At 63.4% G+C, this 22,518-nt stretch carries 19 protein-coding genes; 13 read left to right on the top strand and 6 right to left on the bottom strand.

The features are described from left to right. Positions 1-202 precede the first annotated feature (202 nt). The 8 genes from AAZU54_RS24950 (at position 203) to AAZU54_RS24915 (ending at position 11,495) form a co-directional block, all read left to right on the top strand. A complete protein-coding gene (locus tag AAZU54_RS24950; protein ID WP_186554723.1) occupies positions 203-514 on the top strand; it encodes a DUF485 domain-containing protein in 312 nt (103 codons plus the stop codon). Beyond that, positions 511-2,175, top strand: coding sequence for a cation acetate symporter (locus AAZU54_RS24945; protein ID WP_186554724.1), 1,665 nt, complete (start codon positions 511-513; stop codon positions 2,173-2,175). Before AAZU54_RS24950 ends, AAZU54_RS24945 begins: the two co-directional genes overlap by 4 nt. Before the next feature lie 221 nt (positions 2,176-2,396). Beyond that, a complete protein-coding gene (locus AAZU54_RS24940) occupies positions 2,397-2,876 on the top strand; it encodes a CS1 type fimbrial major subunit (protein ID WP_186554725.1) in 480 nt (159 codons plus the stop codon). 94 nt (positions 2,877-2,970) lie between these two features. After that, positions 2,971-5,466, top strand: a complete 2,496-nt coding sequence (locus AAZU54_RS24935) for a TcfC E-set like domain-containing protein (RefSeq protein ID WP_434727795.1) — start codon at positions 2,971-2,973, stop codon at positions 5,464-5,466. A 227-nt stretch (positions 5,467-5,693) separates the two neighbouring features. Then, positions 5,694-6,428 (top strand): molecular chaperone, encoded by a 735-nt coding sequence (locus tag AAZU54_RS24930; RefSeq protein WP_186554727.1) that lies wholly within the window; start codon positions 5,694-5,696, stop codon positions 6,426-6,428. 197 nt (positions 6,429-6,625) lie between these two features. Next, entirely contained in the window at positions 6,626-7,639 is a 1,014-nt protein-coding gene (locus AAZU54_RS24925) for a hypothetical protein (RefSeq protein ID WP_434727794.1), read from the top strand. Positions 7,640-7,668: 29 nt separating this feature from the next. Then, positions 7,669-8,295: a response regulator transcription factor gene (locus tag AAZU54_RS24920; protein WP_186554729.1), complete on the top strand. Its 627-nt coding sequence runs from the start codon at positions 7,669-7,671 to the stop codon at positions 8,293-8,295. 11 nt (positions 8,296-8,306) lie between these two features. Further along, positions 8,307-11,495 (top strand): transporter substrate-binding domain-containing protein, encoded by a 3,189-nt coding sequence (locus AAZU54_RS24915; protein ID WP_186554730.1) that lies wholly within the window; start codon positions 8,307-8,309, stop codon positions 11,493-11,495. Positions 11,496-11,531: 36 nt separating this feature from the next. Here the strand turns inward: AAZU54_RS24915 and AAZU54_RS24910 are convergent, their stop codons facing one another. Next, a complete protein-coding gene (locus AAZU54_RS24910; protein ID WP_186554816.1) occupies positions 11,532-11,690 on the bottom strand; it encodes a DUF3309 family protein in 159 nt (52 codons plus the stop codon). A 35-nt stretch (positions 11,691-11,725) separates the two neighbouring features. Here AAZU54_RS24910 and AAZU54_RS24905 point away from each other — a divergent pair, with 35 nt between their 5' ends. The 4 genes from AAZU54_RS24905 (at position 11,726) to csrA (ending at position 13,514) form a co-directional block, all read left to right on the top strand. Next, a complete protein-coding gene (locus tag AAZU54_RS24905; protein WP_186554731.1) occupies positions 11,726-11,914 on the top strand; it encodes a hypothetical protein in 189 nt (62 codons plus the stop codon). Positions 11,915-11,949: 35 nt separating this feature from the next. Continuing rightward, positions 11,950-12,762: an SDR family oxidoreductase gene (locus tag AAZU54_RS24900; protein ID WP_186554732.1), complete on the top strand. Its 813-nt coding sequence runs from the start codon at positions 11,950-11,952 to the stop codon at positions 12,760-12,762. Positions 12,763-12,868: 106 nt separating this feature from the next. Then, complete coding sequence (locus tag AAZU54_RS24895; RefSeq protein ID WP_186554733.1) at positions 12,869-13,201, top strand: YnfA family protein; 333 nt, start codon at positions 12,869-12,871, stop codon at positions 13,199-13,201. Positions 13,202-13,328: 127 nt separating this feature from the next. Continuing rightward, positions 13,329-13,514, top strand: coding sequence for a carbon storage regulator CsrA (gene csrA / locus AAZU54_RS24890; protein WP_186554734.1), 186 nt, complete (start codon positions 13,329-13,331; stop codon positions 13,512-13,514). Between the two features lie 29 nt (positions 13,515-13,543). On the opposite strand, the gene AAZU54_RS24885 is transcribed toward csrA, so the two are convergent. From AAZU54_RS24885 to mnmC, 5 genes are all read right to left on the bottom strand, one after another. Continuing rightward, the gene (locus AAZU54_RS24885; protein WP_186554735.1) at positions 13,544-13,771 is read right to left on the bottom strand and encodes a YheU family protein; all 228 of its coding nucleotides are present in this window, start codon (positions 13,769-13,771) and stop codon (positions 13,544-13,546) included. Between the two features lie 67 nt (positions 13,772-13,838). Continuing rightward, complete coding sequence (locus tag AAZU54_RS24880) at positions 13,839-15,023, bottom strand: osmoprotectant NAGGN system M42 family peptidase (RefSeq protein ID WP_186554736.1); 1,185 nt, start codon at positions 15,021-15,023, stop codon at positions 13,839-13,841. Between the two features lie 144 nt (positions 15,024-15,167). Continuing rightward, a complete protein-coding gene (gene ngg, locus AAZU54_RS24875; RefSeq protein WP_186554737.1) occupies positions 15,168-16,913 on the bottom strand; it encodes an N-acetylglutaminylglutamine synthetase in 1,746 nt (581 codons plus the stop codon). A gap of 3 nt (positions 16,914-16,916) precedes the next feature. Further along, positions 16,917-18,704, bottom strand: coding sequence for an N-acetylglutaminylglutamine amidotransferase (locus tag AAZU54_RS24870; protein WP_186554738.1), 1,788 nt, complete (start codon positions 18,702-18,704; stop codon positions 16,917-16,919). Between the two features lie 148 nt (positions 18,705-18,852). After that, complete coding sequence (mnmC, locus tag AAZU54_RS24865) at positions 18,853-20,826, bottom strand: bifunctional tRNA (5-methylaminomethyl-2-thiouridine)(34)-methyltransferase MnmD/FAD-dependent 5-carboxymethylaminomethyl-2-thiouridine(34) oxidoreductase MnmC (RefSeq protein ID WP_434727793.1); 1,974 nt, start codon at positions 20,824-20,826, stop codon at positions 18,853-18,855. Positions 20,827-20,974: 148 nt separating this feature from the next. Here mnmC and pap point away from each other — a divergent pair, with 148 nt between their 5' ends. Next, the gene (pap, locus tag AAZU54_RS24860; protein WP_186554740.1) at positions 20,975-22,468 is read left to right on the top strand and encodes a polyphosphate:AMP phosphotransferase; all 1,494 of its coding nucleotides are present in this window, start codon (positions 20,975-20,977) and stop codon (positions 22,466-22,468) included. Positions 22,469-22,518 lie beyond the last annotated feature (50 nt).

Genomic DNA, 22,518 nt, shown 5'->3' with positions numbered 1-22,518 from the left:
CGGGCAAGCCCGCTCCCACAGGGCCTTCATCGAACGCTGTGGGAGCGGGCTTGCCCGCGAAAAGGGCGACCCTGGCCTGTCTGTTGTTACCAAATCTGCAAAACACCGTTGCATCTAAGACTAAGGTCGTCTGGTTGGCGTCCAACGGCAGCATAAAGTTACAGGCGGGTTATCCCTAATCTGTGCTGCTAGGACAAAAACAATGAACGACAGCATTTACCTCTCGATACAGAACAGTCCGCGCTTCAAGGAACTGGTCACCAAACGCGAACGCTTCGCCTGGATTCTCTCGGCGATCATGCTCGGCCTCTACTGCGGCTTCATCCTCCTCATCGCCTATGGCCCGCAGATTCTCGGTGCCAAGCTGAGCCCGGACTCGTCGATTACCTGGGGTATTCCCCTCGGTGTCGGCCTGATCCTCTCGGCCTTCATCCTCACCGCCATCTATGTGCGTCGTGCCAACGGCGAGTTCGATGAGTTGAACAAGGCAATCCTCGAGGAGGCCAAGCAATGATCCGCCAAGCCAAAGCCCTGGCCGTCCTGGCCTGCGGCGTTTTTGCACCCGCTGTGTGGGCCGCTGATGCGCTCACCGGCGAGGTGCAGAAACAGCCGCTCAACATGTCTGCCATCGTCATGTTCCTGGCCTTCGTCCTGTTCACCCTGGGGATTACCTACTGGGCGTCCAAACGCAACAAATCAGCCTCCGACTACTATGCCGCCGGCGGCAAGATCACCGGTTTCCAGAACGGTCTGGCAATTGCCGGTGACTACATGTCGGCAGCCTCGTTCCTGGGGATTTCCGCCCTGGTATTCACCTCCGGCTACGATGGCCTGATCTACTCGATCGGCTTCTTGGTCGGCTGGCCGATCATTCTCTTCCTGATCGCCGAGCGCCTGCGCAACCTGGGTAAATACACCTTCGCCGACGTGGCCTCGTATCGCCTCGGGCAAAAGGAAATCCGCACCCTGTCGGCGTCCGGCTCGCTGGTGGTAGTGGCCTTCTACCTGATCGCGCAGATGGTCGGCGCGGGCAAGCTGATCGAGCTGCTGTTCGGCCTGGACTACCACGTTGCGGTCATCCTGGTCGGCATCCTGATGTGCATGTACGTGCTGTTCGGCGGCATGCTCGCCACCACCTGGGTACAGATCATCAAGGCCGTGCTGCTGCTGTCGGGTGCCAGCTTCATGGCGCTGATGGTGATGAAGCACGTGGGCTTTGATTTCAACACCCTGTTCACCGAAGCGATCAAGGTGCACGCCAAAGGCGAAGCGATCATGAGCCCGGGCGGTTTGGTCAAAGACCCGATCTCGGCGTTCTCCCTGGGCCTGGCACTGATGTTCGGTACCGCTGGCCTGCCGCACATCCTGATGCGCTTCTTCACTGTCAGCGACGCCAAGGAAGCGCGCAAGAGCGTGCTGTACGCCACCGGTTTCATCGGCTACTTCTACATCCTGACCTTCATCATCGGCTTCGGCGCGATCCTGCTGGTCAGCACCAACCCAGACTTCAAGGACGCCGCTGGCGCGTTGCTGGGCGGTAACAACATGGCGGCGGTGCACCTGGCCGATGCCGTGGGTGGCAGTATCTTCCTCGGCTTCATCTCGGCGGTGGCCTTCGCCACTATCCTGGCGGTGGTCGCTGGCCTGACCCTGGCCGGTGCCTCGGCGGTATCCCATGACCTGTACGCCAGCGTCTGGCGCAAAGGCAAGGCCAACGACAAGGACGAGATCCGCGTCTCGAAGATCACCACCATCGCGCTGGGCGTACTGGCGATCGGCCTGGGCATTCTGTTCGAGAAGCAGAACATCGCCTTCATGGTCGGCCTGGCCTTCTCCATTGCCGCCAGCTGCAACTTCCCGGTACTGCTGCTCTCGATGTACTGGAAGAAACTCACCACCCGCGGCGCCATGATCGGCGGCTGGCTGGGCCTGGTCAGTGCAGTGGGCCTGATGATCCTTGGCCCAACCATCTGGGTGCAGATCCTCGGTCATGAGAAAGCCATCTACCCGTACGAGTACCCCGCGCTGTTCTCGATGATCATCGCCTTCGTCGGTATCTGGTTCTTCTCGGTCACCGACAAGTCCAAGGCAGCTGAAAACGAGCGTGCGTTGTTCTTCCCGCAGTTCGTCCGTTCGCAGACTGGCCTGGGTGCCAGTGGCGCGGTTTCCCACTAACCCTTGCCTGCAATGCCACAACGCCCCGCTAGTCGGGGCGTTGTCGTTTGTGAATGGCTGACCTGTCTTGCAAGCCAGTTTGATGGCGTTTTGAGGTCGCTGGGAAATTTCCGAAGCCCGCTCGGAACGGTCTTACTCATCGCGACGAATCGACCCTGAATAATCTCCTTGCTGACCGGGAATCGCCCGGCAGGCATTAGCCCTTCAAGGAGATCAGATTCGTGAAACGTACGTTATTCGCCCTTCCTCTGGCCATGTGCTGCGCCACTTCGGCTTTTGCCATTGACCCGATCGAGAAGCAGGTCCAGGTCACTGCTCAGATCCCCACCGCAGCCTTTTTCGTCGAGCCGGTAGGCGGCAACTGGATGAATGACCCACAGGAGATGAGCTGGAACTCGTACCAAGAGAGGCTCGACCCGATCACCAAGCAACTGCAGGTCAAGAGCACTATCGGCCCGATCAGCGCCTACCTGGTGTCGCCAGCGGTCATCGCCAGCGGTGCCCACAACATTGGCCTGGATGTCAAAGTTGGCGACACCGTGTTGAAAACCACGCCGGCCGAGGTGGTCAGCGCTGCCCAGGCCGCCCCAGGCGCGATCATCGGCTTTGAGGTCAGTGCCCAACCAGCACCGGCAGCCGGCTATGAGCCAGGCAGCTATCAGGGGCTGGTCAGCATGATGTTCGAGACCGCTGCGCCTTGAGCCTGACGCTCATCCGTTAACCCATCCGTTATTGCCCTCCTTGCCCTCGGCGTCTGTCGAGGGGAGGGGTGGGTATTGCCTGCAAGCGACGCTCATGCCAATCACTGACTCCATCTTCGCTTCGCTGCGCCGCTGGTGGCCCCTGGCTGCCTGCTTGACTGCTGCGCCGTTCTGGTCGTTGGCGGCGGCCACGACATTGGGCCGTATCGATGGCCTGCCGCGCGAGTTCGAGGCGCATTTTTTCGATGTGCCTTTAGCGGTGCGGGTCGATCTGGATGGTCGTTACCTGGGCGATGCCATGGTCGTGCTCAGCCGTGACCAGCAGGTGCAACTGCTCGAATTCACCGACACTCAAGAGAGCCGCGAGCCCGAGCGCCTGCGCAAGTTGTGGCGCGAACGCCTAGCCGCTGGCCGCCCCTTGGGAGACTGCCAAGTCGATTGCCCGGACGGGCTGCGTGCAGTGCACTACAGCCTGGTCAATTCGCAACTGTCGCTGCTCACCCGTCAGGCCGAAGTGGCAGGCGTAATCGAACGCTTTCACCACTTGCCAGAACAAGGCAGCTATGGCTTGCTGCTGCGCAATCAACTCAACCTGGTCGGCGATGGCCACGGTACCACCGGCCGTTATGCCATGCAGGGCCAAGGCAGCATTGGTAACTGGACCGCCTTGGCCGATGGTCAGCTCGACCGTGGCAGCGACAGCGAGCAAGGCACCCGCTATCGCCTCGACCAGCTCTACGCCGAGCGTCTGGTCGAAGCTAACTTCTACCGCCTGGGCTACTTCACCCCCAGCGCCCAAGGCTTGACCCGCCAGCCACGGCTGATGGGCACCAGCCCCGATACCACCCTTGGCCTGATGTTTGGCAGCAGCGACAGCCTGGCCATCGACAACGGCGCGCCCAGCGCCACACCGATCTACGTCACCCCAGACCGCCCGGCAGTGGTGGAGATCTACCGCAACGGCGTGCTGATCAACAGTCAGCCTGTCCAGCCGGGCTTGCAGACGCTCGATACCAAGGTGCTGCCCGGTGGCATCTATGAAATCGAAGTGCGCCTGGTCGAGGACGGCCAAGTCACCTCGCGCAGCCAGGAATTCATCTACAAACCCAGCAACTGGCGCAGTACCGATGCGCCGTGGCGCTACAACGTCTATCTAGGCCGGCAGAGCAGCCTGCTGAGCAACTGGGAGCGCGGCCACGACGACAGCCTCAGCGCTGGCGTGCTGGCCAACTACCTGCTGCACCCACGGGCGATTGTTGGTCTGTCGGCCCAGCGTATCGACCAGATGATGCAATACGGCACCTCGCTGGATTGGGACGTGCTCGACCGCTTCAAGCTCTACTCCAATGTCTACCAGGCCCAGGATTACGGCAGCGGCTACGATCTGCAGGCGATTCACAGCTATGGCAGTGGCTCGTTGGTCGCCAGCCACAGCCGCTCATGGTTATCACGCCCGCGTGAGGCACGTGGCGCGGCATTCGTGCAGCGCCAGACGCAGTCTTCGCTGTCACTCAACCATCGCCTCGATCCACGCAACACCGCCAGCTTGCGCATCTCCCACAGCAGCGGCGCCAGTGCCGGCATGGGGCTCGATCTGGGCTGGTCGTACTTCGGTCGGGTGATGGGCTCGGACGCCAACTGGCGCCTGTCGCTGTTCGACCGCCCAGGCACCGCCGGCACCGGCGATGCGCGCAGTCGTGGGGTCAATCTGAGCTTGAGCATGAGCCTGGGTGAGGGCGGGCGGCGGGTGTCGGCCAGTCTCGGTACACGTACCTCACGCGACGGCGGGCGCGACCTCAACGCTTCGCTGGCCTACCAGCAAGACGTCGACATCGGCCCACTGCGCAGCCTTGGCATGACCGCCAGCGCTGACCGTTATGGGGTAGGGCTGGGCGGTGACACGCAGTTTGAAAACCAGGTAGTGCATGGCGATGCCTATGTTCAGCGCTCCTCGTACAACGGCGAGTTCACGGGTGGCTTGAACATGGAAAGCCTGCTTGCCGTAGGCGACGGCAAGGCCGCCTTGAGTGGCCAGTACCTGCCGCATCAGGCCGGTTTGATCGTCGATGTCGAGACAGACCTGCCCGGCCTGCAACTGCGCGCCGACGACCCCAACGGCAGCACCGCCAACCTACGCCCAGGGCGCAACGTGATTCCGGTGGCGGCCTACAAGGCTGGCCATGTGCAGTTCGATTTTGAAGGCAGCGAGGCGACTGCTGCGGTGATCCAGCCTTCGAGCCTCGATTACCACCTCAACCGCGGCGGGATTGCCTATCGACAACTGCGCGTACTGCGCACGGTGACGGTGATAGGCCGCTTGATTGACCCCAAGGGCCGGCCGCTGCGTGGGGCTCAGGTGATCAATCACGCCAGCCGCACGGTTAGCGAAGCCGATGGCTTCTTCGCCGTAGAGATGAGTGAAGCGACCCCGAGCCTGGAGGTTCACCAGCATGGCGCGGCGGCTTGCCTGCTCAGTTTCGACCTGCTGGCACTGGAGCGCGAAGGCGACGTGGTGCTGGCCGGGGATCAAACCTGTAGCCCGGCGAGTCTGGCTGGAGTGGGCGATGTTGCGGGTAACCGGCGCGGTTGAGTCAGTGCCGGCTCTACGCGGGACAAGGAAGATAAAAAGCCGTGGGAGCGGGCTTGCCCCGCGATGACGCCGGCACTGGCGCCTATGCACTCAACGCAATCACCCATTTCAGAACAGCACTTGGGAAATTTCCGAACTGGTTTTAGGACGCATCCCGCGACCTAGGCCATAGCCATCAACGCCACGGTATCAATACTCTCGTTATGTCGAAAAAGAGACCCATAAACATGACCCTTCCCAGGCTGATCCTGTTGACCCTGCTGATCACCCCGCTGGCATCGCGCGCCGCGCCCGAGCTCAATGTCGGCGCCCTGTACGATTATCTCGACAGCGGCAAGAGCACCTTGCTTAAACGCGTGCGCAATGGCGGCGACACTACCGCGTTCGTCAAGATCAGCGTCGCCGAGTTGGTCTATGACGCCGATGGCGAGCCTCGCGAGATCGACACCGATGGCCTGCCCTTGAAGCAGCGCGGCCTGGTCGCCAGCCCTGCACGGCTGATCGTGCCGGCCCAGGGGATGCAGGCGGTGCGCCTGCTGTATCGCGGTTCACGGGACAAGGAACGCTACTTCCGCCTGCGCTTCGTGCCAGTGCTGCCAGAGTCCGGCGATGGCTTTGCGGTCAATGAGCAAGAGGCCCAGCAGTACCGCGACAGCCTCAAGGTGGGGGTCAACCTGCTGGCCGGATACGGCTCGATCTTGTTCGTGCGCCCCGCCGAAACGCGCTTCCAAACCCCTGTGAAACGCCAAGGTGGCCAACTGCAGGTGGCTAACGAAGGCAACACAACTGTGGTGCTCGATCATTTCCGCCAATGTCAGGCAGCGGAGCAGGGCTGCGAGCCGGCGACCAAGCACCACTTGCTGCCGGGGCGTAGCCGGCAGTTCGACGGGCAAGTGGGCAAGGTACATCAGTTCGAGTTGCACGAAGGCAGTGAACGCAAGCAAATGGTGGTGGAAGGATGAGCCTGCTCCAGCCGATCCGGGCCATGCGCCGAGCTGCACAACTGGGAGGTGCGCTGCTATTGGCGCTTGCCTGGCCAGCAGCCCAGGCTCTGGAAGTGACACTTACCGCCGAATACCTCGGGGGTGGCTCAGGGCGTTTCGACAACACCACGCCCCCAGGAGGACTTTGCCGTTACTGGCCATCCCGGTGTAAAACAATGACCACTGTCGATCTGCCAATTACCTACAACAAGAAGACTACCGGTCAAGCGCCGGATCCTCGGGACAACTATTTCATTCAGTTACCCGGTCGACGGCAAGTGAACATTTATAACGACCAGACAGGCGAATCGCGCACGGCGACGCTGGAGTGGACGTCACTCAGTCAGCGTGTACAGATCGATGGCTCGCTGGATGAGGATCACCCTCTATTCTATAGAACGCTGAGCGGAGGTTGTAGCGGTGGTGCCTACAATTCACAAGACAGTCCTGCCTGGGTCATGTACTTGTGGAGGGTGAGAGACCCGCAGTCGCCACAAGGTTGCTGGAGTTTCAATCGGCGGACTGCTGTTGGCAAGGTGGTGGATGCAGAGGTCCTGGAAACCAGCATTGCCTATGACCTGGTCGTGCCGCCGCCCTATCAAATGCGCGCGGGTACCTATCGCGGCAGCATCACCTACTCAATGGGTGCTGGCGCCGACTTTGACTTCGGCAACGATGTCAGCGCGCTCAGCGGTAATTCGCTTACGGTCAATTTTGTGCTGGACGTGCGGCACGCCTTTATCTTCGAGTTCCCGCCTGGCTCTGATCGGGCCGTACTCGAACCCAAAGGCGGCTGGAGCGCCTGGCTGGCCGGCGGCAAAGCCCCAACCAAGCTTTACCGTGACCTGCCGTTCCGGCTGTGGTCGACCGGCCCGTTCAAGGTCTACAAGCTGTGCCAGCACTATGCCGACGTGCGCTGTGGCATCGTCAATGACAACGGGCATCAGGTCCCGGTCGAAGTGGCCTTGAGCTTGCCGCCCGGTATGCACTACCAGGGCCGGCCCATCGAACACCTGGCGCTGCCGTCAGGCCGTGCGGCGGCGCTGCAATTCGAGTCGTCGATGCCCACCCTCAATCGCCCCGGCCAGCTGCATTTCGAAGTCGGCCGAGCGGATGTGCCCGGTATGCTTGCCTATTCCGGCAGCACCTACACCGGCCAAGTCACGGTGGTGTTCGATGCCGAACTCTAGCCTGGCCGGCCCGCCCAGCGAGGAAGCCTATGTACACCGCCTTGGTCGTCGATGATCACCCGTTCATCCGCTCCACCGTCTGCATGCTGTTGCGCCAGGAGCACCTGGAGGTGGTCGGTCAGGCCGACAATGGCATCGATGGCTTGCGCCTGGTGCGCGAGCACCGGCCTGACCTGGTAATCCTCGACATCACCATGCCCGGCCTCGATGGCCTGGATGTGATCGGCAGGATTCGCACGCTCGAGTATCCGGCCAAGGCCCTGGTGCTCACTTCACAGTTGGCTGAGGCCTACTCTCTGCGCTGCATGCAGGCCGGCGCTGCGGGGTTCGTGTCGAAAACCGACGACCTTTGCGAGCTGAACAAGGCGGTACGCGCGGTGATGTCCGGCTATACCTATTTTCCTGAAGTGGCCCTGAGCTCGGTTCACAGCCAGGACTTGAAGGCCACCGAGGCCCAGTGCATCGCCAGCCTCACCGATCGCGAGCTGATGGTGTTGCAGCAGCTGGCGCGGGGTTTGAGCAATAAAGCCATCGGCGAGGCGATGCTGCTGAGCAACAAGACCATCAGCACCTACAAGGCCCGACTGCTGGAGAAGCTGCGGGTCAACTCGCTGATCGACCTGGCGGATTTCGCCCGCCGCAACCTGCTCATCTGAATGCCTTACTGGTGCGCCTGAGTGCCCTGTTCCTGGCGGTGTGGTGTGCCTGGGTGTGGTTGCCGGTCGCCGCTGCCCCGGTATTGCATGCCCGGGCCAGCCTCGATGGCCCCCGGCCGGAACCCGACAACAGCCAACTGCGTTGGCTGTGGGAGCGGCGCCAGCTACGTTTGGGCGTGCTCAATCGGGAGAACCCGCCGTACGACATACTCGGTACCGGCCAGGCCTATGAGGGCATCAGCGCTGATTATGCAGGGCTGTTGGCCGAGCAGATGAACCTTGAAATAAGCGTGCAGGTGTTCGCCTCGTTCAGTGAGGCGGTGGCCGCGTTACACGATGGGCAGGTCGATCTGCTCGCCTCGGTGACCGCCCAGCAGGCGTTGCAGGCGAACCTGCGCCTGTCGCGACCTTATGGCGAAGACCGACCATTGTTGATGGCCCAGGAACAGGACCTGCGCGCCCGCATCCGTCGCGCCGAGCCCTTCGATCTGGTGATGGTCGAGGGCTATCGGACCCAGGAGCAGGTCAGTGAGCATTACCCGCTGGCCCGGGTTCATTTGCACCCAAGTCCATTCAGCGCCCTGACTGCGTTGGCCTTCGGCCAGGCCGACCTGTACCTGGGCAATGGCCTGACCGCACGCTATGTGCTGGGGCGCAGTCAATTGAGCGGGATCGAGGAAATCGGCCACGCCGCCTTGTCGCGCCAGGCCATCGGCTTTGCCATGCTCGAAGCTGACTCACCTTTGCCGCACTTGGTCGACACGGGCCTGGCGGCGTTGTCTGAGCGCCAGCATGCACGTATCCGTGAACGCTGGAGCCCAGTGTCGGCCAATACGCACAAGGCCCAACCGCTACAACTGAACGAGCGCGAGCTGCGTTGGCTGAGCGAAAACCCATCGGTCAAGGTGTTGCTCGACGAGCACCTGCTGCCGTTGAGCTACCGCGATGGCAAAGCGCAGTGGCGCGGCTTGAGCCTGGATATCCTGCAGTTGATCAGCCGCCGTACTGGACTGCGCTTTGAAGTGGAGGCCGGTGGCAGCGTTGCGCGCATGCTCGAGCAGGTGCGTCAGGGCCAGGCGCAAGTGATCGCCGGCATCCCTCGCAGTGCTGCGTTGGAGCAGCACCTGCGGTTTAGTCGGGCTTATCTCAGCGCTTCGCGGGTGCTGGTAACCCGCGACGATCCACACGCGCCGAACAGCCTGGCGCAATTGGCTGCAAAGCGGCTGGCAACGGTGTGGGGTAGCGATGTGCTGGAGGAACTCAAACAGCACTATCCTTTGGTCGACCCGCTGATCGTCCCCGGCCCGGTAGCGGCCTTGCAGGCGGTGGCGCGCGGCCAAGCCGCGGCAGCGGTATTGACCCTTGATGACGCGCGCCCGCTGATTGCCCGCTGGTATCCAGGGCGTTTGCGCATCAGTGCTAGTTTGCCGATGTCGCCAGCGCACTTTGCCCTGGCCAGTGCCCGAGGTTCGGTCGAGCTACAGAGCATTCTCAACAAAGCCTTGCTCAGCCTCGCGCCGCGTGAGACCGATGTACTGGTGCGTCGCTGGCGCAACCCGATGATCGTCGCCGACGGCGTCTGGCCGCGCTATCGCGGCAAGATCGTGCTTGGCTTTGGCCTGGCACTGGGGTTGCTGTTGTTGGCGCTGATGTGGATTCGCTACCTGCGCCGCCTGCAAGTTCAGTTGCGCCGGGCCACCCAGCAAGCCGATGCGGCCAACCAGGCCAAGACACGTTTTCTGACCACCATGAGCCATGAAATCCGCACCCCGCTGCACGCAGTGCTGGGCATGCTCGAGCTGGCCCAGCACAAGGCTGAACAAGGTGTGCTCGACCGCCTGGCGATCGAAGTGGCAACCGATGCTGCGCGGGGTTTGCTGGAGCTGATTGGCGACATACTCGACATCACCCGTATCGAGGCGGGTCATCTGCACCTGGCGCCACAGCGGGTGTGTCTGCGCGAGCAGGTGGTGCGGGTGGTGCAGTTGTTCGAGCAGCAGGCGCGTGGCAAGGGCCTGGAGCTGCGCTTGCAGACGCACGGCGAGGTGGATGCGCAGGTGATGCTTGACCCACTGCGCTTCAAGCAGGTGCTGGCCAACCTCTTGAGCAATGCCATCAAATTCACCCGCCAAGGCTATGTGGCGGTCAGCCTCAACGCCGTGCCGCGAGATGGCCGGCTGGCGGTGCAAGTGCAGATCAAGGATACCGGGGTCGGTATTGCCGAGGCCGAGTTGGCTGGGCTCGGCCAGCCGTTTCGCCAGGCCAGCAATCAGCAACAGTCGCCGCGTTGCAGTGCTGGCCTGGGGCTTGGTATCAGTCGTAGCCTGTGCGAGATGATGGGAGGGCGCTTACGCCTGCGCAGCGTGTTGGGCCAGGGCACCGAGGTGGATATCCGCTTGAGCCTGGCAGTGCTGCCCGCCGAGCCCACTCTGGACACGCCGGTGCTGCTGTCCCCCGCCGACAGCGAGCGCCTGCGGGTGCTGGTGGTCGACGACTATCCTGCCAACCGGCTATTGCTGGCCCAGCAGCTGGACTACCTCGGCCACCAGGCGCGGGTCGCCGAAGATGGCGCCCAGGCTCTGCGCCTGTGGCTAAAGGAACACTTCGACGTGGTGATCAGTGACTGCAACATGCCGCGGCTCAATGGCCATGCCCTGGCCCGAGCGATTCGCGAGCATGAGCGGCGCAGTCGCAGGCCTGCATGCCGCCTGATCGGCCTGACGGCCAACGCTCAGGAACAAGAACGCCGCCGCTGCAAAGCGGCAGGCATGGACGATTGTCTGTTCAAACCCTTGGGGCTGGAAGAACTGCTGCAAGCCCTGGCCAGTTGCCGGGCCAATACCAGCGATGAAGATGCCTTGATGTTGGATATGGACCATCTACAACGTTTGGTGGGCAAGGATGAAGCAGCGCTGAAAGCGTTACTCGGTGATTTGCGCACCAGTAACCGCGAAGACCTGCAACGCCTGGAGCGGGTCGCGGAAGATACCTTGGAGTTGGCCCAACTTGCCCATCGGGTCAAGGGCGGCGCGCGAATCGCCCGTGTCCTGCACCTGGTGGCGCTGTGCGAGCAAGTCGAGCAGAGTTGTGCTAGCCGGCCGTTGGCCCGTGAGCGCTTGAGCACCGATGTACAGGCGCTGCGCCAGGCCATGCAACACCTTGAGCGGCAACTGGATAACCAGGCCGCTCGCAGTGTCTGAGAGGACGGCCCCCTGGCTGGCGGCCAGGGGGCGGAGTCATATCATGCCAAGCAACAACAACACCAGCAGGATCACCAGCACCACGCCAATGATGCCGGATGGGCCATAGCCCCAGCTGCGCGAGTGTGGGAAGACGGGTAAGCCACCAATCAACAGCAGGATCAGGATGATGATGAGGATCGTGGTCATGGGCAGAATCCTTGCGTTGTTCTAGGGGAAGGGGCCTAGGAATGCTGGCCGCTTACAATTCCGACCTGCGCCGCTTGGCAAAGATTCAATTGGCGTTGCGGGCAGTGGATTTTGTGGTGTCAGTGCTGGCTCTATCGCGGGGCAAGCTTGCTCCCACGGAGATGGTGCGCGGCCATGCCGGCCCATTCAGCAGCCTGATAGCGCACCAACTCGATGCAGGCCTTGGCTAGACTCGGCCCATTGCCCACAGAACAAGGCCTGCACCATGCACAACCGAATGATGATCACTGGCGCAGGTTCCGGCCTTGGCCGCGAGATCGCCCTACGCTGGGCGCGCGAGGGCTGGCGCCTGGCCCTGGCCGATGTCAACGATGCTGGCCTGCGCGAAACCCTCGAGCGGGTGCGCGCTGCGGGCGGCGATGGTTTCACCCAGCGCTGCGATGTGCGCGACTACAGCCAGCTGACCGCCCTGGCCCAGGCCTGCGAAGAGAAGTTCGCCGGCATCGATGTGATCGTCAACAACGCCGGGGTCGCCTCGGGCGGGTTCTTCGCCGAGTTGTCGCTGGAGGATTGGGACTGGCAGATCGCGGTCAACCTGATGGGCGTGGTCAAGGGCTGCAAGGCGTTCTTGCCGCTGCTTGAACGCAGCAAGGGGCGGATCGTCAACATCGCCTCGATGGCGGCGCTGATGCAGGGGCCGGGGATGAGCAACTACAACGTGGCCAAGGCCGGCGTGCTGGCGTTGTCGGAGAGCCTGCTGGTCGAGTTGCGCCAGCTGGAAGTGGCGGTGCATGTGGTGTGCCCATCGTTCTTCCAGACCAACCTGCTCGACTCGTTCCGCGGGCCGAACCCGGCGATGAAGGCGCAGGTGGGCAAGTTGTTGCAGGGCTCGCCGATCAGTGCGGCGGATATCGCCGAGTACATGCATGAGCGGATTTCTGCTGGCGAGTTTCTGATTCTGCCGCATGAGGCCGGGCGCGAGGCGTGGAGGCTCAAGTGCCAGGCGCCAGAGCGGCTGTATGACGAGATGGCCGAGATGGCGGTGAAAATGCGCGCCAAGGCAGGCAGTCGGGGCTAGCGTGTCCTGAGCGGGCTTACCCGCGAAGAGGCCATCATTGTCATCCGGTCATTGCAGATCAATCAGGTATCCTAGACGCCTTTTACATGGCCTAAGGGAGCCTGGCGTGATCAACTACTTCTGGTTCTTCCTGGCCGCACTGTTCGAGATCGGTGGCTGCTACGCCTTCTACCTGTGGCTACGCCTGGGCAAGAGCGCCTGGTGGATCGTACCGGCGCTGCTCAGCCTGACCGTGTTCGGCCTGATCCTCACCCGCGTCGAGGCCGCCTACGCGGGGCGCGCCTATGCAGCCTATGGTGGCATCTATATCGTTTCGTCTTTGCTCTGGCTGGCCCTGGTAGAGCGCATACGGCCGCTGGGCAGCGACTGGCTCGGTGCGCTGCTGTGCGTGCTCGGCGCAACCATCATCGTCTTCGGGCCACGCTTGCAGCAGGGTTAAAGCCAGGTATTTCTGTAGGGCGAATTACCTTTGCTAGTAGGACTCGTCTCTTTCGCTGGCGCAATATTGTGTAGCCCGATAGACCTGAAGCAGGCTCCGGTTTTCCCTTAGCGGCGAGGATCGGAGCATGCTGGTAATTGGACGCGATGTTGGCGAAGTCATCACCGTCGGCGATGACATCGAGATCAAGGTGATGGCGGTGGGCAACGGGCTGGTGCGCTTTGGCATCAGCGCGCCGCGTGAAGTGCCGGTGCACCGCAGCGAGGTGTACAAGCGGATCAAGGCGCAGGAGAAACAGCAGCGGGACATGTAAGCGGGGCTGCACGGGGCAACCCCGGTTGATCACTCGAGCAGTTCCCTGGGCACTTCATGCTTGGCCAGCAGCTGGCACTGTTGGCTGTCCAAGTCGAACAGAATGAACGCCTGACCCTTGGCCAGAGCCTGGCGCACGCGCAGCACGCGGGTCTCCAGGGGCGTGTCATCGCCATTGTCGGTGCCTTCGCGGGTGACGAAGTCTTCGATCAGGCGGGTCAGGGTTTCGGCTTCGAGTTGGTCGTAGGGGATCAGCATACGCAGGGACGGTCTGTAGTCGGGAGTGGCCCCATGCTACGCGAAACCCGCCCCCTGCGTGTAGGCATCAGCTCTTGTTGCCGACCAGGCTGTCCACGGCCGGCACGCGGGTATCGCTCTCCATTTGCGCATCATGCTCCAGCTGGTGACTGAAGCGTTCGAGCGAAGCGCTGGCCGGGTTGGAATCGCTGGCAAATACCGGCGGGCTGAGCAGGTAACCGGCCAGCAGCCGGCTGAGGGTCGACAGGCTGTCGATATGGGTGCGCTCGTAGCCATGGGTAGCATCGCAGCCAAAAGCTACCAGCGCGGTGCGGATATCATGACCGGCGGTGACGGCCGAATGCGCATCGCTGAAGTAGTAGCGGAACAGGTCGCGGCGCACCGGCAGGTCTTGATCACCTGCCAGTTTCAGCAGGTGGCGCGACAGGTGGTAGTCGTAGGGGCCAGAGGAGTCCTGCATGGCCACGCTCACCGCGTGTTCGCTGGAGGCCTGCCCAGGTGCTACCGGGGCGATGTCGATGCCGACGAACTCGCTGACATCCCACGGCAATGCGCCGGCCGCGCCGGAGCCAGTTTCTTCGGTGATGGTGAACAGCGGGTGACAGTCGATCGGCGGCTGCTGGCCACTTTCCACCACTGCCTTGAGTGCGGCAAGCAACGCCGCTACGCCGGCTTTGTCATCCAGGTGGCGGGCGCTGATATGGCCGCTCTCGGTGAACTCCGGCAGCGGATCGAAGGCGACGAAATCACCAATCGAGATGCCCAGCGTCTCGCAGTCGGCGCGGGTTGCGCAGTAGGCGTCCAGGCGCACTTCGACGTGATCCCAGCTGATCGGCATCTGGTCGATCGCGGTATTGAAGGCGTGCCCGCTGGCCATCAGCGGCAGCACACTGCCGCGCAGTACACCGGTGTCGGTGAACACGCTGACCCGGCTGCCTTCGGCAAAGCGGCTCGACCAGCAACCGACCGGGGCCAGGGCCAGGCGGCCGTTGTCTTGCAGTTGGCGCACGCTGGCGCCGATGGTGTCCAGGTGGGCCGAGACGGCGCGGTCGGGCGAGCTTTGGCGGCCCTTGAGGGTGGCGCGGATGGTGCCGCGGCGGGTCAGTTCGAAGGGGATACCCAGTTCATCCAGGCGTTCGGCGACATAGCGCACGATGGTGTCGGTGAAGCCGGTCGGGCTGGGGATGGCGAGCATCTCCAGCAGGACGCGTTTGAGGTATTCCAGATCCGGTTCGGGGTGGTGTTTGGACATGTGCACTCCTCGGCGGGTGGGTGGTTGTGCTGGCGGGCCTCATCGCGGGGCAAGCCCGCTCCCACGTTGACTGCTTTACCTCAAAAGAGAGCACAGCGTGGGAGCGGGCTTGCCCCGCGATGAGGCCCACCAGGACACCATCATTCAGGCAGGCGACCGGCTATGGGGAAACAGCAGGTCGACAAATCGTTCAGCGGTCGGTTGCGGCTCGTGGTTGGCCAGCCCGACCCGTTCGTTGGCCTCGATAATCACGTAGTCAGGCTGCTCGGCGTCGCGCACCATCAGATCCAGGCCCACCACCGGGATATCCAGCGCCCGTGCCGCACGCACGGCAGCATCGGCCAGGATCGGGTGCAGGCGCTCGGTGACATCTTCCAAGGTGCCACCGGTATGCAGGTTGGCCGCGCGGCGCACTGCCAGGCGCTGACCAGCAGGCAGGATGTCGCTGTATTGCAGCCCGGCAGCGCGCACCGTGCGCTCGGTTTCCTCGTCCAGCGGGATACGGCTCTCACCCCCGGTTGCAGCTTGGCGACGACGGCTCTGTGCCTCGATCAGCGCCTTGACGCTGTGCTTGCCATCGCCGATCACCTGGGCCGGATGGCGAATCGCGGCGGCGACCACTTCATGGCCAATCACCACGATGCGCAGGTCGAAACCTGGGTGGTAGCTTTCCAGCAGCACCCGGCTGTCGAACCGCCGCGCCTGCTCCACCGCCTGGCTGATCTCTTCCAGGCTGGTCAGGTTGACCGCCACGCCCTGGCCCTGTTCGCCATCCACCGGCTTGACCACCACCGCGCCATGCTCTTCGAGAAACGCCAGGTTGTCGTCGGCATTGCCCGCCAGTTGCTGCACCGGCACTTGCAGCCCGGCATTGTGCAGGGCGTGCTGAGTCAGGCGCTTGTCCTGGCAGAGGGTCATGCTCACGGCGCTGGTCAAGTCGCTGAGCGACTCCCGGCAGCGCACTCGGCGCCCGCCCAGGCTGAGGGTGAACAGGCCGGCAGCAGCGTCGTCGACCTGCACCTCGATGCCGCGACGAAAGGCCTCGTCGACGATGATTCGCGCATACGGGTTGAGCCCAGCCTCGGGGCCGGGGCCAAGGAACAGCGGCTGGTTGATGCCATTTTTGCGCTTGACCGCGAAGGTGGGCAGGTTGCGAAAGCCGAGCTTCTTGTACAGGCGCTTGGCCTGGCGATTGTCGTGCATGACCGACAGATCGAGGTAGGCCAGCTCACGACTCATGAAGTGCTCGATCAAATGCCGCACCAGCACTTCGCCGACACCGGGGCGGCTGCAGTGCGGATCGACCGCCAGGCACCACAGGCTACAGCCGTGCTCCGGGTCATCGAACGCCTTGCTGTGATTCAGGCCCATGACGCTGCCGATCACTGCCCCGGTGTCTTCGTCTTCGGCCAGCCAGTAGACCGGGCCGCCCTGGTGGCGCGGGGTGAGCAGCTCGGCGTTGACCGGCAGCATGGCGCGGGTCTGGTACAGGCTGTTGATCGCCTGCCAGTCGGCCTCGGTCTGCGCCCGACGGATACGAAAACCGCGAAATACCCGCTGCGCCGGGCGGTAGTCGGTGAACCACAGTCGCAGGGTGTCGGACGGATCGAGAAACAGCTGCTGCGGCGCATGCGCCAGCACCTGCTGCGGCGCCGCCACGTAGAGGGCGATATCACGCTCGCCGGGAGCCTCTTCAAGCAGCGCTTCGGCCAGCTCGCTGGGGTCTGGGTAGGTATGCCCGATCAGCAATCGGCCCCAGCCGCAATGCACCGCGCGTGGCTGGTTGTGAGGTTCGCTACCGTCACCGGCCAGGCGCGCTTGCAGGCGCTCGTAGGAGGGCGCCTGGCCGCGCAGCAGGCGCTGGCCATAGGCGATTTCGTGGGCTTTCATCGATCAGATTCCTTGTTCGCTGAGCCACAGGTTCAGAGCCGCCAGCTGCCACAGCTTGGAGCCGCGCAGGGGCGTGAGCTGGCCGTGCGGATTGCTCAGCAGCTTGTCGATCATCGCCGGGTTGAACAGGCCACGGTCCTGGCTTGGGTCGGTCAGCAGCTGGCGCACCCAATCGAGGGTCGCGCCTTCCAGGTGCTTGAGGCCCGGGACCGGGAAGTAGCCCTTCTTGCGGTCGATCACCTCATGAGGGATGACCCGGCGCGCCGCCGACTTGAGCACCTGCTTGCCGCCATCGGGCAGCTTGAAGCGTGCTGGAATGCGCGCCGACAGTTCGGCCAGGCGATAGTCGAGGAATGGCGTACGCGCCTCCAGGCCCCAGGCCATGGTCATGTTGTCGACGCGTTTGACCGGGTCGTCGACCAGCATCACCGTGCTGTCCAGGCGCAGCGCTTTGTCTACCGCATCGGGAGCGCCGGGGCGGGCGAAGTGCTCGCGGACGAACTCGCCTGCGGCATCGGTCTCCAGCAGCCACGGCGCTTGTACAGTGTCGCGGTACTCGGCGTGGCTGCGGTCGAAGAATGCCTCACGGTAGGCTGCGTAAGGGTCTTCGGCACCATCGACCTGCGGGTACCAGTGATAGCCGGCGAACAGCTCATCTGCACCCTGGCCGCTTTGCACGCCCTTGCAGTGCTTGGCTACTTCGCGCGAGAGCAGGTAGAAAGCGATGCAGTCGTGGCTGACCATCGGTTCGCTCATGGCGCGGAACGCGGCCGGCAACTGCTCGATGATCTCGCGCTCGTCGATGCGCAGTTGGTGATGGCGGGTGCCGTAGTGACGGGCGATCAGGTCGGAGTACTGGAACTCATCACCGCGCTCGCCGCCGGCATCCTCAAAGCCAATGGAGAAGGTCGACAGATCGTCCACGCCAACCTCGCGCAGCAGGCCGACCAGCAGGCTCGAATCGACCCCGCCAGAGAGCAGCACGCCAACGTCGACCGCTGCCCGTTGGCGGATCGCCACGGCGTCGCGGGTGGCGTCGAGTACGCGGGTGGTCCAGTCTTCGAGGTCGAGCTTGTGCTCATCCGGGTTAGGCCCGTATTGCAGCTGCCACCAGGTCTGGCGCTCGACTTCACCGTGGCGGTCGATGCGCATCCAGGTGCCGGGTTCGAGCTTTTGCACGTTGGCCAGCAGGGTGCGCGGCGCGGGAACCACGGCGTGGAAATTAAGGTAGTGATTGAGCGCGACCGGGTCGATCATCGGGTCGATATCGCCGCCCTTGAGCAACGCCGGCAGGGTCGAGGCGAAGCGCAGGCGCTCGCCATTGCGCGACAGGTACAGCGGCTTGACGCCGAGGCGGTCGCGGGCGAGGAACAGGCGCTGGTTGTCGCGCTCCCAGATGGCCAGGGCGAACATGCCGTTGAGCTTGGGCAGCAAGGCTGCGCCCCAGGCGTGATAGCCCTTGAGCAGCACCTCGGTGTCGCCGTCGGACCAGAAGGTGTAGCCCAGCGCTTGCAGCTCCTGGCGCAGTTCGGGGAAGTTGTAGATGGCGCCGTTGAACGCCAGCGACAGGCCGAGGTTGTTGTCGACCATCGGTTGGGCTGAGCCATCGGACAGGTCCATGATCTTCAGCCGGCGGTGGCCGAGGGCGATCGGGCCCTGGCTATGGAAGCCCCAGGCATCCGGGCCACGCGGCGCCAGATGATGGGTGATGCGCTCGACCGCGGCGAGGTCCGCCGGGCGCGGGGCTTGGTTGATCGGGGTGAAGCGTAACTCTCCTGCTAATCCGCACATAAGTCCTTACCGGTTTTGCCGTTGGGGAGGGGTGCCCAAAAGTAGGGCACTTAGGAACTGACCTGTGCGGTTTGTGAGAGTTTTAGATCAATCTGTTATATGGGTGGGCGGTATTGGGGCCGCTTTGCGGCGCAGCAGCCGCAAAAATCTATGCCTTGCCGCGAATCAAGGCGCGCAAGCCAAATCGATTCGGATGACAGGCTTCGGCCACCGCCCGAGGCACCGGCAACGGCTCGCCGCACACCCAAGCAGCAATCATCTCGCCGCTCAAGGGCGCCGTGATCAACCCCCGCGAGCCATGCCCACTGTTCACATACAGGCCATCCAGCCAAGGACATTCCACCGCCGGCAGTTGCCGCGCATCCTTGCGCAACATGGCATACGCTTGCGCGAACGCCTGCGCATCAGCCAGCGGCCCGACAATCGGCAAATAATCCGGGCTGGTACACCTGAACGCTGCGCGGCCTTGCAGCGCTGCCGGATCCATCCCGGCCGTGCCCAGCCGCTGCGCCAGGTCAGTGGAAATCTCATCGAGCAAGGCCAGGTTGCCCTGGTGCTCGGCAGCGCTCGGGGTCAGGTCTTCATTATGAAAATCAAAGCTGGCGCCCAGGGTGTGCTCAGCCCCGCGCACCGGTGCCACATACCCCTCTGCACAGACCACGGTGCTCAGCTCACGGCTACTCGCGGTGGCTGGCAAACGGGTGATCTGCCCGCGGATACGCTTGAGCGGCAGGTCGGCGCAGGGGGCAAAGCGGCGTACATCTGCCGCGCCCGCCAACACCACCAGTGGCGCGCTGGCCAGCAGCTGTTCGCCGTCCCAGGCGTGCCAAAGCCCATCGACCTTACGCAGTTCGATAACGTTCTGGTGCGTCAGCAACTGAATCAACGGATGCTGCAATTGCGCAGTGCACAGCGCGGGTGGGTGAACCCAGCCACCCTCGGGATAGAACAAGCCGCCGCTGGCCAATTGCACCCCGGCGACGGCCTCAGCCTGAGCCCGATCGAGCGAGTGCAGCAGGCTGCTGTCGAAGGCCGCTGCCAGCTTGGCCTGACGTTCGGCCTCTTTGCTATCGAAGGCCAGTTGCAACACGCCACAGCCATCCCAGTCCTGGCCGCGCTGCAACCGCTCGAGCCAGCGACGGGTGTAGCCGAAACCCGCCAGGATCATCTGCGACAGGGCGGTGCCATGGGCCGACAACTTCAGGTACAGGACACCTTGGGGATTGCCTGAGGCTTCCTGCGCCGGGGCTTGATGGCGCTCCAGCACACTGACCTGCCAGCCACGCGCGGCAAGGCTGGCGGCCGTGGCGCTACCGGCCAGGCCGGCGCCAATCACCAGGGCCCGGCGGGGCCCTTCGGGCGCAGGTGGGCGGGCGTACCAGGGCGCTACCTTCGCGCTGGCTTGGCCAGTGAACTGACCATGCATCACCTCCCACTTTTTACCCAGCCCTGGCACTTTCTTCATGCTGAACCCGGCTTCGATCAGCCCGCGGCGAACCCAGCCGGTGGTGGTGAAGGTGCCTAGGGTGGTGGTCGGATGCGACAGGCGCGCAAGCTGGGCAAACAGCGCTGGGGTCCACATGTCGGGGTTTTTCGCCGGCGCGAAACCGTCGAGGAACCAGGCGTCGATCCGCGCATCGAGGTGCGGCAGTTGCTCGAGCACGTCACCGATCATCAGCGTCAGGGTGACCCGGCCGCCGTCGAAACTGAACTGCTGGAAACCCTGGTGCACGGCGACGTACTGCTCCAGGAGCGGCTGCCAGTAAGGCGCCAGATCCGGCCATAACTGCACGGCGCGGCTCAGATCGTCGTAGCTCAGCGGGTACTTCTCGACGCTGACGAAGTGCAGCCGCGCCTGGGCAGGGGCTTGCTTGGCGAACAGCTGCCAGGCGCAGAAGAAGTTCATCCCGGTGCCAAAACCGGTTTCGCCGATGACCAGGCAGCTGTGCGCGGCCAATGCCGCGAAGCGCTCGCGCAGGCGATTGCCTTCGATGAACACGTACTGGGTCTCGTTGACGCCCTCGTTGATCGAGAAATACACGTCGTCGTAGTGCCGCGAATGCGGGCGACCCTGGTCGTCCCAATCGATCTGGGCATGGCGGGGGAGGTGGGTGTCGGGCATAGTCGAATTCAGCTTCAAGTTGCAAGCGACAAGCTGCAAGAAAAAGCAGATGGTGGCACGGTTCGGTTTTTCTTGCAGCTTGTCGCTTGCAACTTGTAGCGGCGTTTCCGCTAGTCTTGTCATTCCATTGAAGGAGCCAGGCAAAGCCATGTTCGAATCTGCGGAAATCGGTCACAGCATCGACAAGGAGACCTTTGAAGCCGAAGTGCCCGCCCTGCGCGAGGCACTGCTCGAGGCTCAGTACGAACTCAAGCAGCAGTCGCGCTTTCCGGTAATTGTGCTGATCAACGGCATCGAGGGCGCCGGCAAGGGCGAGACGGTCAAGCTGCTCAACGAGTGGATGGACCCGCGCCTGATCGATGTGCTGACCTTCGATCAGCAGACCGATGAGGAACTGGCCCGGCCGCCGGCCTGGCGCTATTGGCGCGCACTGCCGCCCAAGGGGCGGATGGGGGTGTTCTTCGGCAACTGGTACAGCCAGATGATCCAGGGCCGGGTGCATGGCCAGTTCAAGGATGCCGTGCTCGACCAGGCCATCGCTGGCGCCGAGCGGCTGGAGCAGATGCTTTGCGATGAAGGCGCGCTGATCATCAAGTTCTGGTTCCACCTGTCCAAGAAGCAGATGAAAGCACGCCTCAAGGCCCTGCGCGACGACCCGCTGCACAGCTGGCGGATCAGCCCGCTGGACTGGCAGCAGTCGCAAACCTACGACCGCTTCGTGCGCTTCGGCGAGCGGGTGCTGCGCCGCACCAGCCGCGACTTTGCCCCCTGGCATGTGATCGAAGGCTCCGACCCTCACTACCGCAGCCTGGCCGTGGGGCGCATCTTGCTCGAAAGCCTGCAAGCGGCGCTGGCGGTCGACCCCAAGGCCAAGCACAAGAGCAACGTCGCACCGCTTGGGCGCAGTATCGACAACCTCAACCTGATCGGCGCGCTGGACATGACCCAGCGCCTGGACAAGAAGGACTACCAGGAACAGTTGGTCACCGAACAAGCACGCCTGGCCGGGCTGTTGCGTGACAAGCACATGCGTCGGCATGCGTTGGTGGCGGTGTTCGAAGGTAACGACGCGGCGGGCAAGGGTGGGGCGATTCGCCGAGTAGCGGCGGCGCTCGACCCGCGCCAGTACCGCATCGTGCCGATTGCCGCGCCGACCGAGGAAGAGCGCGCCCAGCCGTATCTGTGGCGGTTCTGGCGGCATGTTCCGGCGCGGGGCAAGTTCACCATCTTCGATCGCTCCTGGTATGGGCGGGTATTGGTCGAGCGGGTCGAGGGCTTCTGCAGCCCAGCCGACTGGATGCGCGCCTACAGCGAGATCAACGACTTCGAAGAGCAGTTGAGCAACGCTGGCGTGGTGGTGGTCAAGTTCTGGCTGGCGATCGACCAGCAGACCCAGTTGCAGCGCTTCGAAGAGCGCGAGCAGATCCCGTTCAAGCGCTACAAGATCACCGAGGAAGACTGGCGCAACCGCGACAAGTGGGATGTCTATACCGAGGCGGTGGGCGATATGGTCGACCGCACCAGTACCGAGATCGCGCCGTGGACGCTGGTCGAGGCCAATGACAAGCGCTGGGCGCGGGTCAAGGTGCTGCGCACCATCAATGATGCGTTGGAGGCGGCGTTCGCCAAGGACAAGAAGTGATGGTGTCAGCGCTGGCCTCATCGCGGGGCAAGCCCGCTCCCACGTTGCCG

Origin of the sequence: Pseudomonas sp. Je.1.5.c (genome assembly GCF_051129895.1) — a bacterium.
Classification (GTDB): Bacteria; Pseudomonadota; Gammaproteobacteria; order Pseudomonadales; family Pseudomonadaceae; genus Aquipseudomonas; species Aquipseudomonas urmiensis.
This window is presented reverse-complemented; position numbering and strand designations above follow the sequence as displayed.

Bases quoted from the DNA above. Each gene is read 5' to 3' on its own strand.
- AAZU54_RS24950 (WP_186554723.1), top strand. From the start codon at position 203: ATGAACGACAGCATTTACCTCTCGATACAGAACAGTCCGCGCTTCAAG.
- AAZU54_RS24935 (WP_434727795.1), top strand. From the start codon at position 2,971: ATGCCAATCACTGACTCCATCTTCGCTTCGCTGCGCCGCTGGTGGCCC.
- AAZU54_RS24930 (WP_186554727.1), top strand. From the start codon at position 5,694: ATGACCCTTCCCAGGCTGATCCTGTTGACCCTGCTGATCACCCCGCTG.
- AAZU54_RS24900 (WP_186554732.1), top strand. From the start codon at position 11,950: ATGCACAACCGAATGATGATCACTGGCGCAGGTTCCGGCCTTGGCCGC.
- mnmC (WP_434727793.1), bottom strand. From the start codon at position 20,826: ATGCCCGACACCCACCTCCCCCGCCATGCCCAGATCGATTGGGACGAC.
- csrA (WP_186554734.1), top strand. From the start codon at position 13,329: ATGCTGGTAATTGGACGCGATGTTGGCGAAGTCATCACCGTCGGCGAT.
- AAZU54_RS24920 (WP_186554729.1), top strand. From the start codon at position 7,669: ATGTACACCGCCTTGGTCGTCGATGATCACCCGTTCATCCGCTCCACC.
- AAZU54_RS24880 (WP_186554736.1), bottom strand. From the start codon at position 15,023: ATGTCCAAACACCACCCCGAACCGGATCTGGAATACCTCAAACGCGTC.
- AAZU54_RS24885 (WP_186554735.1), bottom strand. From the start codon at position 13,771: ATGCTGATCCCCTACGACCAACTCGAAGCCGAAACCCTGACCCGCCTG.
- pap (WP_186554740.1), top strand. From the start codon at position 20,975: ATGTTCGAATCTGCGGAAATCGGTCACAGCATCGACAAGGAGACCTTT.
- ngg (WP_186554737.1), bottom strand. From the start codon at position 16,913: ATGAAAGCCCACGAAATCGCCTATGGCCAGCGCCTGCTGCGCGGCCAG.
- AAZU54_RS24870 (WP_186554738.1), bottom strand. From the start codon at position 18,704: ATGTGCGGATTAGCAGGAGAGTTACGCTTCACCCCGATCAACCAAGCC.
- AAZU54_RS24925 (WP_434727794.1), top strand. From the start codon at position 6,626: ATGACCACTGTCGATCTGCCAATTACCTACAACAAGAAGACTACCGGT.
- AAZU54_RS24945 (WP_186554724.1), top strand. From the start codon at position 511: ATGATCCGCCAAGCCAAAGCCCTGGCCGTCCTGGCCTGCGGCGTTTTT.
- AAZU54_RS24905 (WP_186554731.1), top strand. From the start codon at position 11,726: ATGCTGGCCGCTTACAATTCCGACCTGCGCCGCTTGGCAAAGATTCAA.